14 protein-coding genes and 1 pseudogene are annotated in these 16,800 nt (G+C 71.1%); 8 read left to right on the top strand and 7 right to left on the bottom strand.

Features of this window, described 5'->3' with window-relative positions; all coding sequences use genetic code 11:
* Positions 1–43: 43 nt before the first annotated feature.
* The 3 genes from ACWDR7_RS05345 to ACWDR7_RS05335 all read left to right on the top strand — a co-directional run bounded on the left by ACWDR7_RS05345 (position 44) and on the right by ACWDR7_RS05335 (position 3,406).
* Positions 44–1,033 carry an LLM class F420-dependent oxidoreductase gene (locus ACWDR7_RS05345; protein WP_449853889.1) on the top strand — a complete coding sequence of 330 codons (990 nt, stop codon included), beginning with the start codon at positions 44–46 and terminating at the stop codon, positions 1,031–1,033.
* Positions 1,034–1,152: 119 nt separating this feature from the next.
* On the top strand, positions 1,153–2,700 hold the full coding sequence (locus ACWDR7_RS05340; protein WP_449853888.1) for an MFS transporter: 1,548 nt from the start codon (positions 1,153–1,155) through the stop codon (positions 2,698–2,700).
* Between the two features lie 25 nt (positions 2,701–2,725).
* Complete coding sequence (locus ACWDR7_RS05335; protein ID WP_449853887.1) at positions 2,726–3,406, top strand: hypothetical protein; 681 nt, start codon at positions 2,726–2,728, stop codon at positions 3,404–3,406.
* A gap of 50 nt (positions 3,407–3,456) precedes the next feature.
* On the opposite strand, the gene ACWDR7_RS05330 is transcribed toward ACWDR7_RS05335, so the two are convergent.
* Positions 3,457–5,598, bottom strand: a complete 2,142-nt coding sequence (locus ACWDR7_RS05330; RefSeq protein ID WP_449853886.1) for a PhoX family protein — start codon at positions 5,596–5,598, stop codon at positions 3,457–3,459.
* Positions 5,599–5,823: 225 nt separating this feature from the next.
* Between ACWDR7_RS05330 and ACWDR7_RS05325 the strand changes: the two genes are divergently transcribed.
* Positions 5,824–6,969 carry an AI-2E family transporter gene (locus tag ACWDR7_RS05325; protein ID WP_449853885.1) on the top strand — a complete coding sequence of 382 codons (1,146 nt, stop codon included), beginning with the start codon at positions 5,824–5,826 and terminating at the stop codon, positions 6,967–6,969.
* 106 nt (positions 6,970–7,075) lie between these two features.
* On the opposite strand, the gene pgm is transcribed toward ACWDR7_RS05325, so the two are convergent.
* Positions 7,076–8,719: a phosphoglucomutase (alpha-D-glucose-1,6-bisphosphate-dependent) gene (gene pgm, locus ACWDR7_RS05320; protein ID WP_449853884.1), complete on the bottom strand. Its 1,644-nt coding sequence runs from the start codon at positions 8,717–8,719 to the stop codon at positions 7,076–7,078.
* Positions 8,720–8,832: 113 nt separating this feature from the next.
* Positions 8,833–9,060: pseudogene (locus ACWDR7_RS05315) on the bottom strand (AAA family ATPase); the annotation flags it as partial.
* Positions 9,061–9,175: 115 nt separating this feature from the next.
* Between ACWDR7_RS05315 and cmtR the strand changes: the two are divergent.
* The 3 genes from cmtR (at position 9,176) to pheA (ending at position 11,284) form a co-directional block, all read left to right on the top strand.
* On the top strand, positions 9,176–9,535 hold the full coding sequence (cmtR, locus tag ACWDR7_RS05310; protein ID WP_006590980.1) for a Cd(II)/Pb(II)-sensing metalloregulatory transcriptional regulator CmtR: 360 nt from the start codon (positions 9,176–9,178) through the stop codon (positions 9,533–9,535).
* Positions 9,532–10,134 (top strand): cadmium resistance transporter, encoded by a 603-nt coding sequence (locus tag ACWDR7_RS05305; protein ID WP_016997609.1) that lies wholly within the window; start codon positions 9,532–9,534, stop codon positions 10,132–10,134. The genes cmtR and ACWDR7_RS05305 overlap by 4 nt, the downstream gene beginning before the upstream one ends.
* Before the next feature lie 196 nt (positions 10,135–10,330).
* Positions 10,331–11,284 carry a prephenate dehydratase gene (pheA, locus tag ACWDR7_RS05300; RefSeq protein WP_449853883.1) on the top strand — a complete coding sequence of 318 codons (954 nt, stop codon included), beginning with the start codon at positions 10,331–10,333 and terminating at the stop codon, positions 11,282–11,284.
* 18 nt (positions 11,285–11,302) lie between these two features.
* Here the strand turns inward: pheA and ACWDR7_RS05295 are convergent, their stop codons facing one another.
* Positions 11,303–12,355 carry an LLM class flavin-dependent oxidoreductase gene (locus ACWDR7_RS05295; protein ID WP_449853882.1) on the bottom strand — a complete coding sequence of 351 codons (1,053 nt, stop codon included), beginning with the start codon at positions 12,353–12,355 and terminating at the stop codon, positions 11,303–11,305.
* A 167-nt stretch (positions 12,356–12,522) separates the two neighbouring features.
* Here ACWDR7_RS05295 and ACWDR7_RS05290 point away from each other — a divergent pair, with 167 nt between their 5' ends.
* Positions 12,523–14,286 carry a cation:proton antiporter gene (locus ACWDR7_RS05290; protein WP_449853881.1) on the top strand — a complete coding sequence of 588 codons (1,764 nt, stop codon included), beginning with the start codon at positions 12,523–12,525 and terminating at the stop codon, positions 14,284–14,286.
* 34 nt (positions 14,287–14,320) lie between these two features.
* Here the strand turns inward: ACWDR7_RS05290 and ACWDR7_RS05285 are convergent, their stop codons facing one another.
* The 3 genes from ACWDR7_RS05285 to ACWDR7_RS05275 all read right to left on the bottom strand — a co-directional run bounded on the left by ACWDR7_RS05285 (position 14,321) and on the right by ACWDR7_RS05275 (position 16,710).
* On the bottom strand, positions 14,321–14,551 hold the full coding sequence (locus ACWDR7_RS05285) for a helix-turn-helix domain-containing protein (protein WP_449853880.1): 231 nt from the start codon (positions 14,549–14,551) through the stop codon (positions 14,321–14,323).
* Positions 14,548–15,171, bottom strand: coding sequence for a hypothetical protein (locus ACWDR7_RS05280; protein ID WP_449853879.1), 624 nt, complete (start codon positions 15,169–15,171; stop codon positions 14,548–14,550). The genes ACWDR7_RS05285 and ACWDR7_RS05280 overlap by 4 nt, the downstream gene beginning before the upstream one ends.
* A 120-nt stretch (positions 15,172–15,291) precedes the next feature.
* The gene (locus tag ACWDR7_RS05275) at positions 15,292–16,710 is read right to left on the bottom strand and encodes a dicarboxylate/amino acid:cation symporter (RefSeq protein ID WP_449853878.1); all 1,419 of its coding nucleotides are present in this window, start codon (positions 16,708–16,710) and stop codon (positions 15,292–15,294) included.
* Positions 16,711–16,800 lie beyond the last annotated feature (90 nt).

The following is a 16,800-nucleotide window of genomic DNA, read 5'->3' as shown; positions in this document are numbered from 1 at the left end:
TCGCGTCCCTCCCGCATCGCCGCGCGGGAGTAGCGTGAGCGCTATGCGATTCGGAACCTTCATCCCGCAGGGCTGGCGCTTCGACCTGGTCGGCATCGACACCGCCGAGCAGTGGAACACGATGAACGGGCTGGCACAGCGTGCCGACGCCGGCCCGTGGGAGTCGATCTGGGTCTACGATCACTTCCACACCACGCCCGTGCCGAGCGCCGAGGCGACGCACGAGGCCTGGACGCTCATGGCGGCGTTCGCGGCCTCGACGAGCCGCGTGCGGCTGGGGCAGATGTGCACGTGCATGAGCTACCGCAACCCGGCCTACCTGGCCAAGGTCGCGGCGACCGTCGACCACGTCTCGGGCGGCCGCGCCGAGATGGGCATCGGCGCCGGATGGTACGAGCACGAGTGGCGCGCGTACGGCTACGGCTTCCCCGACGCGCCCGCCCGCCTGCGCATGCTGCGCGAGGGCGTCGACATCATGCAGCAGGCATGGCTCACCGGCAAGGCCACGCTCGACGGCGAGTTCTACCAGGTGGACGGCGCGATCGTGCAGCCGCTGCCGCTGCAGGACGGCGGCATCCCGTTCTGGATCGCCGGCGGCGGCGAGAAGGTGACCCTGCGGATCGCGGCGCAGTACGCCTCGTACACGAACTTCGCCGGCGGCGATCCGGAGGTGTTCCGCGCCAAGAGCGAGATCCTGCGCGGCCACACCGACCGGATCGGGCGCGACTTCGCCGAGATCACCCGATCGAGCAACTTCAACACGGTGATCGGCGAGACCGAGGCCGAGGTCGAGGAGCGGCTGCGCGCGATCGAGGCGCGCCTGGCCCCGCACCTCGGCGACACCTTGGAGCGCATCATGGGTGAGTACCGCGCCCCCGGCGCCCTCGTGGGCACCGTCGAGCAGGTCACCGAGAAGCTCGCCGCGATCGGCGAGCTCGGCATGGACTACGCGATCACGTACTTCCCCGAGGCCGCCTACGACACCTCGGGCCTCGAGCTGTTCGAGCAGAAGGTGATCCCCGCGCTGTCCTGAGCGCGCCGGACGCCGCCGCGCAGAGGAGCGACCCTCTCCGCGGCGGCGTCCGCTGAGCGCGGCCGGTTCGTCGTCCTGAGACGTATCGGATGTCCGAGGCGCCGCCTACCCTGGGCCCCATGGAGACCTCCACGCCCTCGGGCGACGCGTCGCGCCCGCCCACGCACCCCGGCGACGGCGCGGTCGCGCCGCCCGTCTCGCACGACCCCACCGGTCAGGCCGTCGTCGTCCCCGCCGACGGCTTCCGGCGCTTCCTCCACGTGCTCGTCAACACGGCCGTGGCGAACGTCACGACGAGCTTCCTGTGGTTCGCGCTGACGTTCTGGATCTACGCCGAGACGCGCAACGTCATCGCGACCGGCGTGATCGGCGGCGCGTACATGCTGTTCGTCTCGCTGTTCAGCATGTTCTTCGGCACGCTCGTCGACCGCTTCCGCAAGAAGCCCGTCATGGTGTGGGCCACGCTCATCGCCCTGATCGTGTTCGTGCTCGACTCCGCGTTCTTCTTCGTCGTCGGCGAGGGCGCCATCACGGATCTCACGGGGCCGGCGTTCTGGATCTTCGCGGTCGTCATGCTCGCCGGCGCGGTCGTCGAGCAGCTGCGCAACATCGCGCTGTCGACCACCGTGACGCTGCTCGTGCCCGACGAGCGCCACGCCAACGCGAACGGCCTCGTGGGGACGGTGCAGGGCCTCGCGATGCTCGTGACGAGCGTCTTCAGCGGGCTCTCCGTCGGCTTCCTCGGCATGGGGTGGACGCTCGTGATCGGCGTCTCGGCGCTCGCGCTGACGATGATCCACCTGCTCGCCCTGCAGATCCCGGAGCGCCGGGTGGTCCGCACCGAGCAGCAGGTGAAGTGGGTCGACATCCGCGGCGGATGGCTGGCGGTGATCGCGGCGCCCGGCCTGTTCGCCCTCGTGCTGTTCACGACTCTCAACAACCTCGTCGGCGGCGTCTACATGGCGCTCATGGACCCGTACGGCATCGACCTGTTCGGCGTGCAGGGCTGGGGCATCTGGTTCGCCGTCGCCTCGACCGGCTTCATCGCGGGCGGCGCGCTCATCGCCTCGCGCGGGCTCGGCAGGAAGCCGATCCGCACCATGCTCGTCGTCGCGGTGCTCATCGGCGTGATCGGGGCCCTGTTCGGCATCCGCGAGTGGGGCTGGCTCTTCATCGTCGGCATCTGGCTCTACATGGCGCTCGTCCCCGCCGTGGAAGCGGCCGAGCAGACGGTGATCCAGCGCGTCGTGCCCTACGAGAAGCAGGGCCGCGTGTTCGGGTTCGCCATGACCTTCGAGGCCGCCTCGGCGCCGATCACGGCGCTGCTCATCGCTCCGATCGCCGAGCTGTTCGTCATCCCCTACATGCGCACCGGCGAGGGGCAGCGGCAGTGGATGTGGCTGCTGGGCACCGGCGAATCGCGCGGCATCGCGCTGATCTTCGTGATCGCGGGGCTGGTGTGCACGGTGCTCGCGCTCCTCGCCTTCCTCACCCCGCAGTACCGCCTGCTCTCGAAGCAGTACGAGGCCAGCGCGCCGACGGAGGGCGAGGCCGGCGAGGCGGCGGCGCCGGTGGAGGGCGAGGCGGCCGCGGGGGCGGCGGCGGCGCCCGACTCGGGAGCAGGTCGCAACGCGCGGGTGCACGATGCGGAGACCGATGGCATCTAGTGTCGGATGCGGGAGGTGGCCGGTGATGTCCGACGGCGCACGCGAGGCGGGAGACGACTGGGGCCAGGGGTGGTCGGCGGACGATCCGACGAGCCAGCCCGAGACGCTCGTGGCGCGCACGTTCGGCACGATCCCGAACCTCGTGGCGCTCGTGCTCGGCGTCCTGGTGGGCATGGGCGGATTCGCGCTCTCGCTGGAGCCGGAGCCGCTCGGCAACGTCGGGTTCTTCGTCTTCGCGTTCGCGCCGGCGATCTTCATCGTCGTCGTCATCCTGCCCGCACTGGTGCTGCGGCAGGAGAGGACCGAGATCACGCTCGTGCGCCTGCTCGTCGTGCCGCTGCTCGGTGGTGCCGTCGTCGTGCTCGCGGTCTGGGTGCTCACCGTCGTTGCGATGCTGTTCCCCGGCGTGTACGCCGTGGCGGAGGGCGCGGGCTCGCTGTGGGTCGAGGGCGGGGCCAGCACCTGGGTTCAGGCGCTCGTGCTCAACCCGCTCCTGCTCATGCTGGGCGGCCTGGGCGCCTACGTCGTCGTCGTGCTGTTCGTCGTTCTGCCCGTGCTGTCGTTCACCCGGCCCGAGGTGGTCCTCACCGGGACCGCCTGGGCCGACGCCGACGAGGAGCGCAAGGCGCGCATCGCGCCGCTCGTCTTCTGCGGCCTCCCCGCCGTGCTCGCCGTCGCCGGCCTCATCGCCTGGGCGAACATGTGACACGATGATGGCCCGGGCGGTGAGCCCGGGCCATCATCGTCGAGCGCGCGTCAGGCGCGCGTCACCTGCACGACCGAGGGGCGGGGGCCGCCCCACTTGCCGCCCGCGAGGGTGCCGGCGGGCACGTAGTCGGGGAAGTAGGAGTTCTGCGCCTCCCACGATCCCTCCTCGCCCGGGTGCTGCACGGCGACGAAGACGCTCTGGTCGCCGTCGTGGATCACGGGGCCGCACGTCTCGGCGTCGCGCGGCACCGCCAGGAACTGCTGCACGTTGCCGCGCTCGGCGCCCTCGAGCGGCACGCGGAACAGGCCGTCGTTGTAGCCGATCGTGCCCGGCTGCCCGTCGGTCGAGATCCAGAGGTTGCCCTCGGAGTCGAACGCGAGGTTGTCGGGGCACGAGATCGGCGAGACCTTGTCGGCCGGGAAGCCGGCGAAGTACGTCAGCGCGTTGGTGGCCGGGTCGCCGGCGAGGATGAGGATGCTCCAGCCGAACGTCGTCGCCGTCGCGTCCTCGCCCGCCTCGGTGATCTCGACCACGTGCCCGTCGCGGTTGACGTTGCGCGGGTTCACCTCGGTGGCGCCCTCGTTCGATCCGGTGCCGCGGTTGGTGTTGTTCGTGCAGGCCACGTACACCCGGCCGCTGCGCGGGCTCGGCTCGACGTCCTCGCAGCGGTCCATCTTCGTGGCACCCACGGCGTCGGCCGCGAGGCGCGTGAAGACGAGCACCTCGTCGGTCGTCATGCCGGGCACGACGCTCTCGTCGTCGATCACGAGCGGCAGCCACTCGCCGGCGCCGTCGAACTGGCCGTCGGACGGCAGCGCGCCCGTTCCCGTGATCTCCTCGACGGGCGAGTCGCCCGTGAAGCGCGCGACGTACAGGCTGCCGCTCGAGAGCAGCGTCTTGTTGTGCGCCCGCGCCTTGGCGCTCTTGCCGGGACGGAACCTCTCGCGCGAGACGAACTTGTAGAGGTAGTCGAAGCGCTCGTCGTCGCCCATGTACGCCACGGCGTGGCCGGAGCTCGAGATCGTGACGTTCGCGCCCTCGTGCTTCATGCGGCCCATGGCGGTGTGCTTCACCGGCGCCGCGCTCGGGTCCTCCGGGTCGATCTCGACGATCCAGCCGAAGCGGTGCGGCTCGTTCTCGTAGCCGGGCTGGCGGGCGTCGAAGCGCGCGTCCACGGCCTCCCAGCCGTAGCTCGACGCGCTGGGCGTGATGCCGTACCGGCGGGCGCCGGCCGCGGCCACGGAGTCGCCCTCGTTGTCGGCGCGGAAGTAGCCGTTGAAGTTCTCCTCGCCCGAGAGCACGGTGCCCCACGGGGTGGTGCCGCCGGCGCAGTTGCCGAAGGTGCCGAGGATCGTGCGGCCGGCCGGGTCGTCCTTCGTCTTGAGCAGGTCGGATCCGGCGGCCGGCCCGTCGACGGCGAACGGCGTGCTCGCCGTGATGCGGCGGTTGCGCGGCGCCCCCACGATGTACGACCACGGCGTGCCCTTGTGCTTGCGCTGCAGCTCGACGACCGACATGCCGTGGGCGGCCATGGTCACCCGGAGCTGCTCGAGGCGCTCCTCCTCGCTCGCGGCCGGCGGGAACATGATCGGCGCGTTCGTGTACTCGTTGTTCGCCACGAGCACGGCGCTCTTGCCGTTCGGGTGGGCGATGATGTCGAGGTAGTCGCAGTTGTAGCCGAACTGCCTGGCCTGCTTCTGCGCCGTCTGCGCGTGCGGGTCGAAGGCGTCGGCGGCGTCGAAGAGCGGGTCGCCCCAGCGGATGATCGGGTCCCAGCGGAAGCCCTCCGGCACCGTGAACGCGTCGACCGTGTACGGCACGGGCGCGATGGGCGTGAAGCCGAACGCCGCGCCGCCGCCGCTGCCGACCTTGGCGGCCGAGGCGGGCTGGCCGCCGGTGAGCAGGTTCGCGCCGATGACCACCGCCGCCGCGGCGGCGGCGCCGCCGGCGAGGGCCGCGCGGCGGCTCAGCACGGCGTCGGCGATGTCGCGGAAGTAGCCGTTCTCGCTCGTGTTCGGCGCGGGGTGGAAGCACGCGTTGTCGCACTTGTAGAGGCACGTCACGGCGCTGCGCTTGCCGTGGGTGCGGCCGCTCATGAGCAGGGTGAGCAGCGGGCGGCGCTCGGGCGTCGGCGTGCCGGAGCCGTCGTCGGTGGCGGAGTTCGAGGGGGGATCCAGGAGAAGGCTCATGGGTCCTCAACGTGGCCGCGGATTCTTAGATAAGGGGAACATGAGAATGAACGGATCGTGAACCGGGTCTGGACGGCGCGTGCTTCGCGTGTCGACTCCCCGTTTGCTCTCCGGGCATGCTCGGTCACCGCGCTCATCCCCCCGGTGAGAGGCGGAGAGGTGCGGCGCGCCGACGATCCGCAAGGGGTTGCGACAGGACGCGCGGGACGGGGCAGGATGGGGCGCATGGTGTTCAGGAAGCGCTCCGCCCCGCCCGCCCCGGCCGTCGTGCCGCCGCAGCCGCCGAGCCGCGCGCGCGCCGCCTGGTCGGACGGGCTCGGGCTCTTCGCCACCCGCGCCATCCAGATCATCACGGTCGTCATCCTCGGCGCGGGCCTCGTGTGGGGCCTGCAGTCGCTCACGCTCGTCGTGATCCCGCTCATCCTCGCCCTGATCTTCGCGGCCGCGTTCGAGCCGCTCATGCGGCGCATGCGCGCGCGCATGCCGTCGGTGCTCGCCACCGTGCTGCTGCTGCTGACCATCGTGCTCGTGATCGGCGGGCTGGGCTGGGCGATCGTCGCGCAGGTGAGCAACCAGGCCGCCGACCTCTACGCCAGCGCCCAGCAGGGCGTGCAGCAGGTGATCGAGTGGGTCAACACCCTGCCGTTCGCGCCCTCGCAGGATCAGATCGACGAGTGGATCGCGGCCGTGCAGGAGTTCGTCACGAGCGCCCAGTTCGGCTCGAGCGTGGGCAGCGGCGCCGTCGCCGGCTTCGGCGTCGTGGCGAACTTCGTCACCGGCTTCGTGCTCATGGTGGTCGTGCTGTTCTTCTTCCTCAAGGACGGCCCGGAGATCTGGGCCTTCCTGCTGCGCCCCTTCGAGGGCGAGTGGTACGGGCGCATGCGTCGCGTCGGCAACAAGACGATCGACACGCTCGGCGCGTACGTGCGCGGCACCGCGGCGGTCGCGGCGGTCGACGCGATCGGCATCGGCACCGGCCTGTTCATCCTGCAGGTGCCGCTGGCGCTGCCGCTGACGCTGGTCGTGTTCCTGCTCGCGTTCGTGCCGATCGTCGGCGCGACGGCGGCCGGCATCCTCGCCGCGCTCGTCGGCCTGGTGGACGGCGGGCTCTGGACGGCCGTGATCATCGTGATCATCGTCGTGGTCGTCAACCAGCTCGAGGGCAACTTCCTGCAGCCGGTGCTCATGGGTCGCGCGCTGAAGCTGCACAGCCTCGTCGTGCTGGTCGCACTGACGATCGGCACCGTGCTGTCGGGCATCCTCGGCGCGGTCCTCGCCGTGCCGCTCGCCGCGGTGGCGTGGGGCATCGTGCAGGTCTGGGACGGCCCCGACCTCCCCGCCCGCTGGGCCCGCCGCAAGCCCCGCCGCTGACGGGGCCGGGCGCCGTCAGCGGCGAACCCGCGCTCGATCCGCGAACCCGCCCCGGATCGGGCGCGGGCTGGCGGAACCGGCGCGGGCTCGGCGGGAAGGGCGGCGCTCAGCCCTTGAAGGCGGCGTCGATCACGGCGCGGGCCTCCTCCTGCACCTGCGCGAGGTGCTCGGGGCCGCGCAGCGACTCGGCGTAGAGCTTGTAGACGTCCTCGGTGCCCGACGGGCGCGCGGCGAACCACGCGTGCTCGGTCTGCACCTTGAGCCCGCCGATCGCCGCGCCGTTGCCGGGGGCGTGCGAGAGCTTCGCCGTGATCGGCTCGCCCGCCAGCTCGGTGGCCGCGACCGACTCGGGGGAGAGCGCCTTGAGCGCCGCCTTCTGCTCCCGCGTGGCGGGGGCGTCGACCCGCGCGTACGACGACGCGCCGAACCGCGCCTCCAGCTCGGCGTAGCGCTGCGACGGCGTCTTGCCGGTGACGGCGAGGATCTCGGCGGCCAGCAGGCACAGCAGGATGCCGTCCTTGTCGGTCGTCCACACCGATCCGTCGCGGCGCAGGAACGACGCGCCCGCCGACTCCTCGCCGCCGAACGCGACGGATCCGTCCAGAAGCCCGGGAACGAACCACTTGAAGCCGACGGGCACCTCGACGAGCCGCCGCCCGAGCGACTCGGCGACGCGGTCGATCATCATCGACGAGACGAGCGTCTTGCCGATCGCCGCATCCCCCCGCCACTGCGGGCGATGCGCGTAGAGGTAGTCGATCGCGACGGCCAGGTAGTGGTTCGGGTTCATCAGCCCGGCGTCGGGCGTGACGATGCCGTGCCGGTCGGCGTCGGCGTCGTTGCCCGTGATGAGGTCGAACTCGTCGCGGCGCGCGACGAGCGAGGCCATGGCGCTGGGGGAGGAGGGATCCATCCGGATCTTCTCGTCCCAGTCGAGCGTCATGAACCGCCACGTCGGGTCGACGTCCGGGTTCACCACCGTCAGCTCGAGGCCGTAGACCTCGGCGATGAGCTGCCAGTACTCCACCGACGCGCCGCCGAGCGGGTCGGCGCCGATCCGCACGCCGGAGGAGCGGATCGCGTCCATGTCGATGATCGTGGCGAGGTCGCGCACGTAGGCGTCGCGGAAGTCGTAGCCGGGCAGCGCATCGGCGTCGAGGTCGGCGAAGCGCACGCGGCGCACGCCCTCGAGACCGCCCTCGATCAGCTCGTTCGCGCGCGCGGCGATCCACTCCGTCGCGTCGGCGTCGGCCGGGCCGCCGTGTGGCGGGTTGTACTTGAACCCGCCGTCGGTGGGCGGGTTGTGGCTGGGCGTCACGACGATGCCGTCGGCGCGGGCAGGATCGGCGGCATCGCGGCCGCGGTTGTGCGTGAGGATCGCGTGGCTGAGCGCCGGGGTGGGCACCCACGAGTCGCGGGCATCGATCCGCAGGTCCACGCCGTTGGCGACGAGCACCTCGATGGCGCTGCGCTCCGCCGGCAGCGAGAGGGCGTGCGTGTCGCGGCCGAGGAACAGCGGCCCGGCGATGCCCTCGCGGTTGCGGTAGTCGACGATCGCCTGGGTCGTGGCGAGGATGTGCTGCTCGTTGAAGCTCGCACTCAGGCTCGAGCCGCGGTGTCCGCTCGTGCCGAAGGCGACGCGCTGGCCCGGCACGGCCGGGTCGGGCGCCACGTCGTAGTACGCGCCTATGAGCTCGTCGATGTCTGCGAGATCGGAGGGCTCCGCGGGCTGTCCTGCACGGCTCGTCATTCCTCCAGTCTGCCAGGCGTCGTTACCCGACGGTTATGCATCCGGTGTGGATCGTCGTGTGCTGTGACTTCGTCTGCTGAATGGCGGGGTTCTTCGGTCGCTTCGTGGCGGGGTCAGGTGACACCGATGACCAGGGTGCTCTGTGCGGCTTCGATGACGTCGTTGGTGATGGTGTCGAGTTCGTTGATCTTCAGGACCCGCTGGATCTGGGGGAAGAGGCGTTCGAGGAGCCGGAAGTTGCCGCGGGTGATCCGTGCGATGGCTGCGATGGCTTGGGCGTCGGTGAAGTCGTCGGGGTCGAGGGTCTTGCCGAGGGATCGCCAGTGTCGCTCGAGGACGAACTGAACCGGCCTGGGTTTCGTTCCTATCGGTTTCCCTGTCCGGCGGTCGCCGGGGCATGCGATCTGGGCTGACGCCTGTGACCGAGTGTTCAGTGCGCGCTGTATAGTTCAGTCCATGCTGACTATTGCTTCGCGTCTCGACGTGATGAACCGCCTGGGTCGTGCACTGGCCGACCCCACTCGATCCCGGATCATCTTGACCCTGCTCGACCATCCCGCTTACCCGGCGGAACTGGCCCGAGATCTGGACCTGACACGCCCGAACGTGTCCAACCACCTGGCATGCCTGCGCGATTGCGGGATCGTCGTCTCCGAGCCCGAGGGTCGTCGGACACGATATGAGATCGCCGATTCGCACCTGGCGCAGGCGCTGACGGCACTGGTCGATGCCACCCTGGCAGTGGACGAAGACGCCCCGTGCATCGATCCCGCCTGCTCGCTTCCCGGATGCGACGCAGCTGGGGAGGGCGCATGATCCTCACCTCGGTCTTGCAGGCGATGGGCCTGTTCGCAGCGACCAACATCGACGACATCATCGTGCTCTCCCTCTTCTTCGCGCGAGGGGCAGGCCAGCGCGGCACTACCGCCCGCATTCTGGCCGGCCAGTACCTCGGATTCGCCGGCATCCTCGGTGCCGCGGTCCTGGTGACCATCGGTGCCGGAGCATTCCTGCCCTCGGCAGCCATCCCGTACTTCGGTCTCATCCCTCTGGGCCTCGGCCTCTGGGCCGCATGGCAGGCCTGGCGCGGAGACGATGACGACGATGACGACGAGGCCAAGGTTGCCGGCAAGAAGGTCGGCGTGTGGACAGTCGCAGGCGTCACCCTTGCCAACGGCGGCGACAACATCGGCGTCTACACCCCTGTCTTCCTCAGCGTGGAACCTCTCGCAGTAGTCGCCTACTGCATCGTCTTCCTCGCGCTCGTCGCGGTCCTGGTGGCCCTGGCAAAGTTCGTCGCCACCCGCCCCCCGATCGCCGAAGTGCTCGAACGCTGGGAGCACATCCTCTTCCCCATCGTTCTCATCGGCCTCGGCATCGTGATCCTCGTCAGCGGCGGAGCCTTCGGACTCTGACGTAGCGGCAGCGATCCAAACGGCCCCGACCGGGCGCACCCCTCTCGGTTCAGACCGCGACACCTACCTGCAGCCAGTCCTGCGTGATCGCGGCAACAAGACCGCCACGGAGCGCTGCAAAAACCCCGCCACCAAGCGAACGAAGCCACAGTCGTGTGCGCACGCGGCATCCGGAGGCCGGGATACGCTGGCGTCCATGTCGATCGAGCCCGGTGAGCGTCGCGTCTACAGCTATCTCGGCCCCGCCGGCACCTTCACGGAGACCGCCCTCGAGCAGGTGCCCGAGGCGCGCGGGCAGGTGTGGAAGCCCGTGCACAACGTGGGCGAGGCGCTCGGCGACGTCGCCTCCGGCGCCAGCGACGCCGCGATGATCGCCATCGAGAACACCGTGGAGGGCGGCGTCTCGAGCGCGCAGGACGCCCTCGCCGACACCCCGGGCCTGCGGATCGTGGGCGAGTACCTCGTGCCCGTCACCTTCGTGCTCGTCGCGCCGCGCGGCACCCGCCTGACGGATGTGACCGACATCGCCGCGCATCCCGTGGCCTACGCGCAGTGCCTCGAGTGGCTGGGCGCGCACGTGCCGGGCCACCGATCCGTCGTCGCCGGCAGCAACGTGGCCAGCGCGATCGGCGTGCTGGACGGATCCCTCCCCGCGCAGGCGGCCATCGCCGCGCCTGGCGTGGTCGGGCGCTACGACCTCGACGTGCTGGCGGAGAACATCGGCGACAACGAGCACGCCGTCACGCGCTTCGTGCTCGTGACCCGCACGGTCGCGCCGCCCGAGCCGACCGGCGCCGACAAGACCTCGCTCGTGGCCGAGCTGCCCGCCGAGCAGCCGGGCGCGCTGCTCGAGATGCTCGAGCAGTTCGCCACGCGCGGCATCAACCTCAGCCTCATCCAGTCCCGCCCCATCGGCGACCGGATGGGCCGGTACCGCTTCGTCATCGACGCCGACGGCCACATCCGCGACGAGCGCATGGCCGACGCGCTCATGGGGCTCAAGCGGTTCAGCCCGAAGGTGATCTTCCTCGGCTCGTACCCCCGGGCGGACCGCAAGATCGTGCAGTATCCGGATCGCTACGCCGACGAGGCCTTCGCCGACTCGCGCGACTGGCTGCGCGGCCTCCTCTCGGGCGAGCCCGCCGACTGAGGATCCGCCCCTCGCGCGTCAGCCGAGCGCGGCGGCGAGCAGCTCGAGCGTCTGCACGCGGCCCTCGGGGGCGTCGAGCGGCTCGCTCGCGTACGAGCCCGCGACCGCCGAGACCATGATCTCGTCGACCTCGTGCGTCGCGGCGAACGCGCGCAGCTGCGCGGCGGCGTCGTCGGGCGTGCCGATGATCCAGCGGCTCATCGTCTGCTCGATGAGCGACTGCTCCAGGGCGTCGGGCTTCTCGGCGAGCGCCTCGTCCACCGTCTCCATGGGGCGCATCGGCTTGTTCGTGCGCATCCGCGCGAACTGGCGCGCCTGCGGCAGGGCGCGCTCCCGCGCCTCCTCCGCGGTCGGGGCGACCACGACGTTGGTGGTGAGGAACGACTTCGGCGCGGGCCGGGCCTCGCTCGCCTGGAATCCGCTGCGGTAGAGCGCCATGGCGCGCTCGAGGCCGTCGCCGGCGAAGTGGTTGGCGAAGACGTACGGCAGGCCGAGCTGGGCGGCCAGCTGCGCGGAGTAGTCGCTCGATCCGAGCAGCCACACCTCGGGCACATCGGTGGCGGCGGGGGTGGCGTGCACCTGGTACTCACCGCCCGAGACGAAGCGCACGGTGGCGCCCTCGGGGCTCACGAGCGAGACGATGTCGGTCACGTGCTCGGGGAAGCGCTCGACGTCGCTCGTCGTGCCCGAGCGGCGCAGCAGCTGCGTGATCACGGGGTCGCTGCCGGGCGCGCGCCCGATGCCCAGATCGATCCGGCCGGGCGCGAGCGCGGAGAGCGCGGCGAACTGCTCGGCCACGATGAGGGGGGAGTGGTTCGGCAGCATGACGCCGCCCGATCCCACGCGGATCCGCTCGGTCACGCCCGCCGCGGCGGCGATCAGCACCGGCGGGGCGGTGGAGGCGACGGCCGGCATGTTGTGATGCTCCGCGAACCAGTAGCGCCGGTAGCCCAGCTGGTCGGCGCGTCGCGCCATGGCCATCGAGGCGGTCACCGCCTGCGCGCTGGTCTGCCCGGTGCGCACTGGCACCAGGTCGAGGACGGACAGGGCCGGGTTCGCGTTCTCGCTCATCATGTCGTCCAACCGCGCCGGCCCCGCCGGCATTCCCCGCTGCACAACGAAGGAGATCGCAGCGCATCGGGCGCGGATCCGACCATTCCGACCCTGCTCGGCCGCGGCTCTCCTTCGTTGTGCAGGGAGGACCGCGGGCGCGGCGGCGGTGGGAATAGGGTCGATCCATGGGTGTGGAGCTGTTCTACGTGCTGGTCGGATCGGTCGCGGTGGCGGCGTTCGCGCGGTGGCGGGGCTGGCCGGCCCCGCTGCTCGTCACGGCCGTGGCCCTCGTCGTCTCGCTGCTGCCCTTCGTGCCCGAGATCGCGATCGACGGCCACCTGCTGCTGAACCTCACGCTGCCCCCGCTGCTCTATTCGGCGGCGCTCGAGTCGTCGTTCCTCAGCTTCCGGTACTCGCTGCCGCACATCCGCCGGCTCGGGGTCGGGCTCGTGCTCGTCACGGCCGTCGCGGTCGGTGTCGTCGCGTGGCTCATCATGCCCGAGCTCGGCCTGGCCGGCGCACTGCTGCTCGGCGCGATCGTCGGTCCTCCCGACGCCGTCTCGGCCGCCGCGATCGGGCGCAGGCTCGGCCTGCCGCGGCGCGTCATGAACGTGATGAGCGGCGAGAGCCTCATCAACGACGCCACCTCGCTCACGCTCGTGCGGGTCTTCGCCGCGGTCGTCGCCGGCGCCACCGTCACGGTGTGGCAGGGGGTGTGGGAGTTCGCCCTCGCGGTCGTCCTGGGCGTGGGGATCGGCCTGGCCTTCGGGGTCGTCCTCCATCAGCTGCGCATGCGGTTCGACGACACGACCGTCACGGCCACGTTCGGCCTGCTGATGCCGTTCGGCGCCTACGCGATCGCGGAGCACCTGCACGGCTCGGGCGTGCTCGCGGTCGTGGCCATGGGCTTCTACGTCGGCTACCACGCGCCCCGCACCGCCTACACGACGCGGCAGCAGGACCGGCCGCTGTGGCACGCCATGGACTTCCTGCTCGAGAGCTTCGTGTTCGCGTACGTCGGACTCCAGCTGCCCACCGTGATCGCGGAGCTGTCGAGCACCGACGGCACGCGCACGATCCTGATCTCGGTCGCCGTGCTGCTCGTCGTCATCGCCGTGCGCCCGGTGTTCGTCTTCGCCTCATATGCGTGGGGCCAGGCGCTGCAGCGGCTGCGCCTCATGCGCTTCAAGCACGCCGCCGAGGCCTATCGCGCCGATCCGCACAGCCGCCGCGCCCGCGCCGTGCGGCGCAAGAAGGAGCGGCACCGTGCGCGCCTCGGCCCCGCGACGCCCACGAAGGAGGCGATCCGGCGCCGCGTGTTCGAGCCGCCGCTGTCGCGCCGCGAGCGGGTGGTGATCTCGTGGGCGGGCATGCGCGGCGTCGTCACGCTCGCGATGGCGGCGGCGCTGCCAGATCTCACGGAGCACGCCATGCCCACCGGTCACATCGAGGTGCTCGTGGCGGTGGCGTTCGTGGTCACCGTGGGCACCCTGCTGCTGCAGGGCCTCACGCTCACGCCGCTGATTCGCGCCCTCGGCGTCTCGGCCGACGACGAGCGCCGCTCCGACGAGGCCGAGATCGCCCGCATGCGCCGGCTGTCGAACGAGGCGGGGCTGGAGTACCTGCGCGAGCAGCAGCAGCGGTGGATCGCGGAGCACGGCGAGGAGAGCGCCGACGTGTTCAAGGGCGTCGCGCGCGCGATGGTGCGCGTGGAGCGCGACACCGACCGCACCGATCGCGATCTCGAGAAGGCCCAGGAGCGGTGGAACCGGGTGCCGCGCGAGGCGCTCGTCGGCCTGTCGAAGGGCTGGCTCGCGGTGCGCCGCCAGGTGCTGCTGGACGAATGCCGCGCGGGCAACCTCAGCGAGGAGGTCATGCGCGACCTGTTCGTCGCGATGGACGCCGAGGAGCTCGCCCTCGACACCCGCGGCGCGCTCCGCCCCGACTGATCCGCGGCTCAGCCGCCCGGATGGATCCCGCGGCTCAGTCGACGCGGACGAGCAGGTCCCCCACCTCGCAGTCGAGCGCGCGGCAGATGGCCGAGAGGGTGGAGTACCGGATCGCGCGGGCGCGGTCGTTCTTCAGCACAGACAGGTTCACGATGCTCACGCCGACCTGCTCGCTCAGCGCCGTGAGGGTCATGCCGCGCTCGGCGAGCAGCTCGTCGAGGCGGCAGTGGATCCCGCTGGCCTCCTCGTCCGCGGCGGGACTCACACGAGCCCCTCGGTGTCGCGCTGCAGGCGGCGGCCGATGCCGAAGACGGCGCCGACGAGCGCGAGGGTGAAGCCCCAGCCGATCGGGGCGAGGTCGAGGTTCATGAGGAAGAGGGGGAAGACGCCCTCGATCGCCGGGTCGGCGCGCTCGAGGAGCGCCGTCGTCTCGGCCCGCCCGATCGCGCCGGCCAGCTGCCCGCCGATCCCGCCCACCATCACGAGGCACGCCACGGTGACGATCGCCGCGTCCGCGCGCCGCGCAAAGGGGCGCTCGCGGATGAGCGCGACGCCGAGCCACGCGGCGATCACGCAGGTGCCGATCGTCGCCAGGGCAGGCAGCGAGCCCTCGAGGAAGAGCATCCAGCGGATGACCGCCGGCGCGTCGGAAAGCGTCACCGACGCCGTCTCGTACTGCGCGGACTCCGCCCCGGCCGGCGTCGGCATGGGCGCGTCGAGCAGGGTGAGACCGGTCACCGTGGCCGTCCGCGCGGCGGCCCCGATCGCCGCGAGCACGATCGCCGTCAGCCCGGCGATCCCCACCGACGCGGCACCCGTCGCGATCACGCCCAGCGCGACCCCATCGGCTCGCGACAGCGTCCTGCCGTCCGTCGTCATCGTCATCCCGCTCTCCTTTCTCAATGTTTCACGACAAACGATAACAACGACTATCGATAAGTCAAGCGCCCCGGGAACGCCGATGGCCCGCCTCCCCGAGGGGAGACGGGCCATCGGACGGATGGATCAGCGAGCCGCGACGGGCTCCTGGGTGCCGGTCGCCTCGGCGTCCGAGGCGGCCTCCGACTCGGACTCCTCCTCATCCTGGAAGGGCAGGCCCTCCCGCGGCGCGTTGTAGAGGTCGAGGTCGAGGATGCCCTCGCGCTTGGCGACGATCGCGGGGATGATCGCCTGGCCGGTGACGTTCACCGCGGTGCGGCCCATGTCGAGGATCGGGTCGATCGCCAGCAGCAGGCCGACGCCCTCGAGGGGCAGGCCCAGGGTCGACAGCGTGAGCGTGAGCATCACGGTCGCGCCCGTGGTGCCGGCCGTCGCGGCCGATCCCACGACCGAGACGAGGGCGATGAGCACGTACTGGATGAGCGTGAGCTCGATGTTGAAGAACTGGGCCACGAAGATCGCGGCGATCGCCGGGTAGATCGCGGCGCAGCCGTCCATCTTCGTCGTCGAGCCGAACGGCACGGCGAACGAGGCGTACTCGCGCGGCACGCCGAAGTTGCGCTCCGCCACGCGCTGGGTGAGCGGCAGCGTGCCGAGCGACGAGCGGCTCACGAAGCCGAACTGGGTCGCGGGCCACACGCCCGAGAAGTACTGCTTGATCGACAGGCCGTGGAACTTCACCAGCAGCGGGTAGACGACGAAGAACACCAGCGCGAGGCCGATGTAGATCGCGCCCGCGAACCACGCGAGCGAGGTCAGGCGCTCCCAGCCGTACTTCACCACGGCGGCGCCGATGAGGCCGAGCGTGCCGAGCGGGGCGATCCGGATGATCCACCACACCACGCGCAGGATCACGCGGAGCAGCGACTCGGTGAAGGCGAGGAACGGCTCGGCCTTGCGGCCGGCGCGCAGCGCCGCGAGGCCGACGACGACCGAGACGACGATGATCTGCAGGATGTTGAACGAGACCCCGCCGCTGAAGTCGCCGGTCTCGGGGTCGACGGCGCCCGAGACGCCGAGGCCGAGGAAGTTCTGCGGCACGAGGCCGATGAGGAAGTCCCACCACGTGCCCACGTGGCTCGGCTCGGCCGCCTCGAGGTCGCCGCCGGCGCGGTCGCCCGGGCGGATCACGAGGCCGAGCGCGATGCCGATCACCACGGAGATGAACGCCGTGATCGCGAACCACAGCAGGGTCTGGCCCGCCAGCCGCGCGGCGTTCTGCACGCGGCGCAGGTTCGAGATGCTCGCGACGATCGCCGTGAACACGAGCGGCACGACGGCGGCGCGCAGGATCGTGACGTACGAGCTGCCGATGGTGTCGAGCGTCGTGAACAGGCCGTTCGGGTTCTCCTGTGTGGCGCCCAGTTGGCGGGCGAGCAGGCCCAGCGCGATGCCGACCACGAGGGCGGCGATGACCTGGAATCCGAACGACGCGTAGAAGGGCCGCTTCGCGCGCGCCTTTCTCGCGGGGGTGGTGGTGCTCATGGTTCTCCGTTTCGAGGGGTGCCCGGTGGCACGCTGGTCAACGTTAGAGGCCCTTGGGATGTTCCCGGCGCCGTGTGACGGAACGTTTCG

The sequence above is a fragment of the Microbacterium sp. NPDC003461 genome (assembly GCF_053588335.1).
This window is presented reverse-complemented; position numbering and strand designations above follow the sequence as displayed.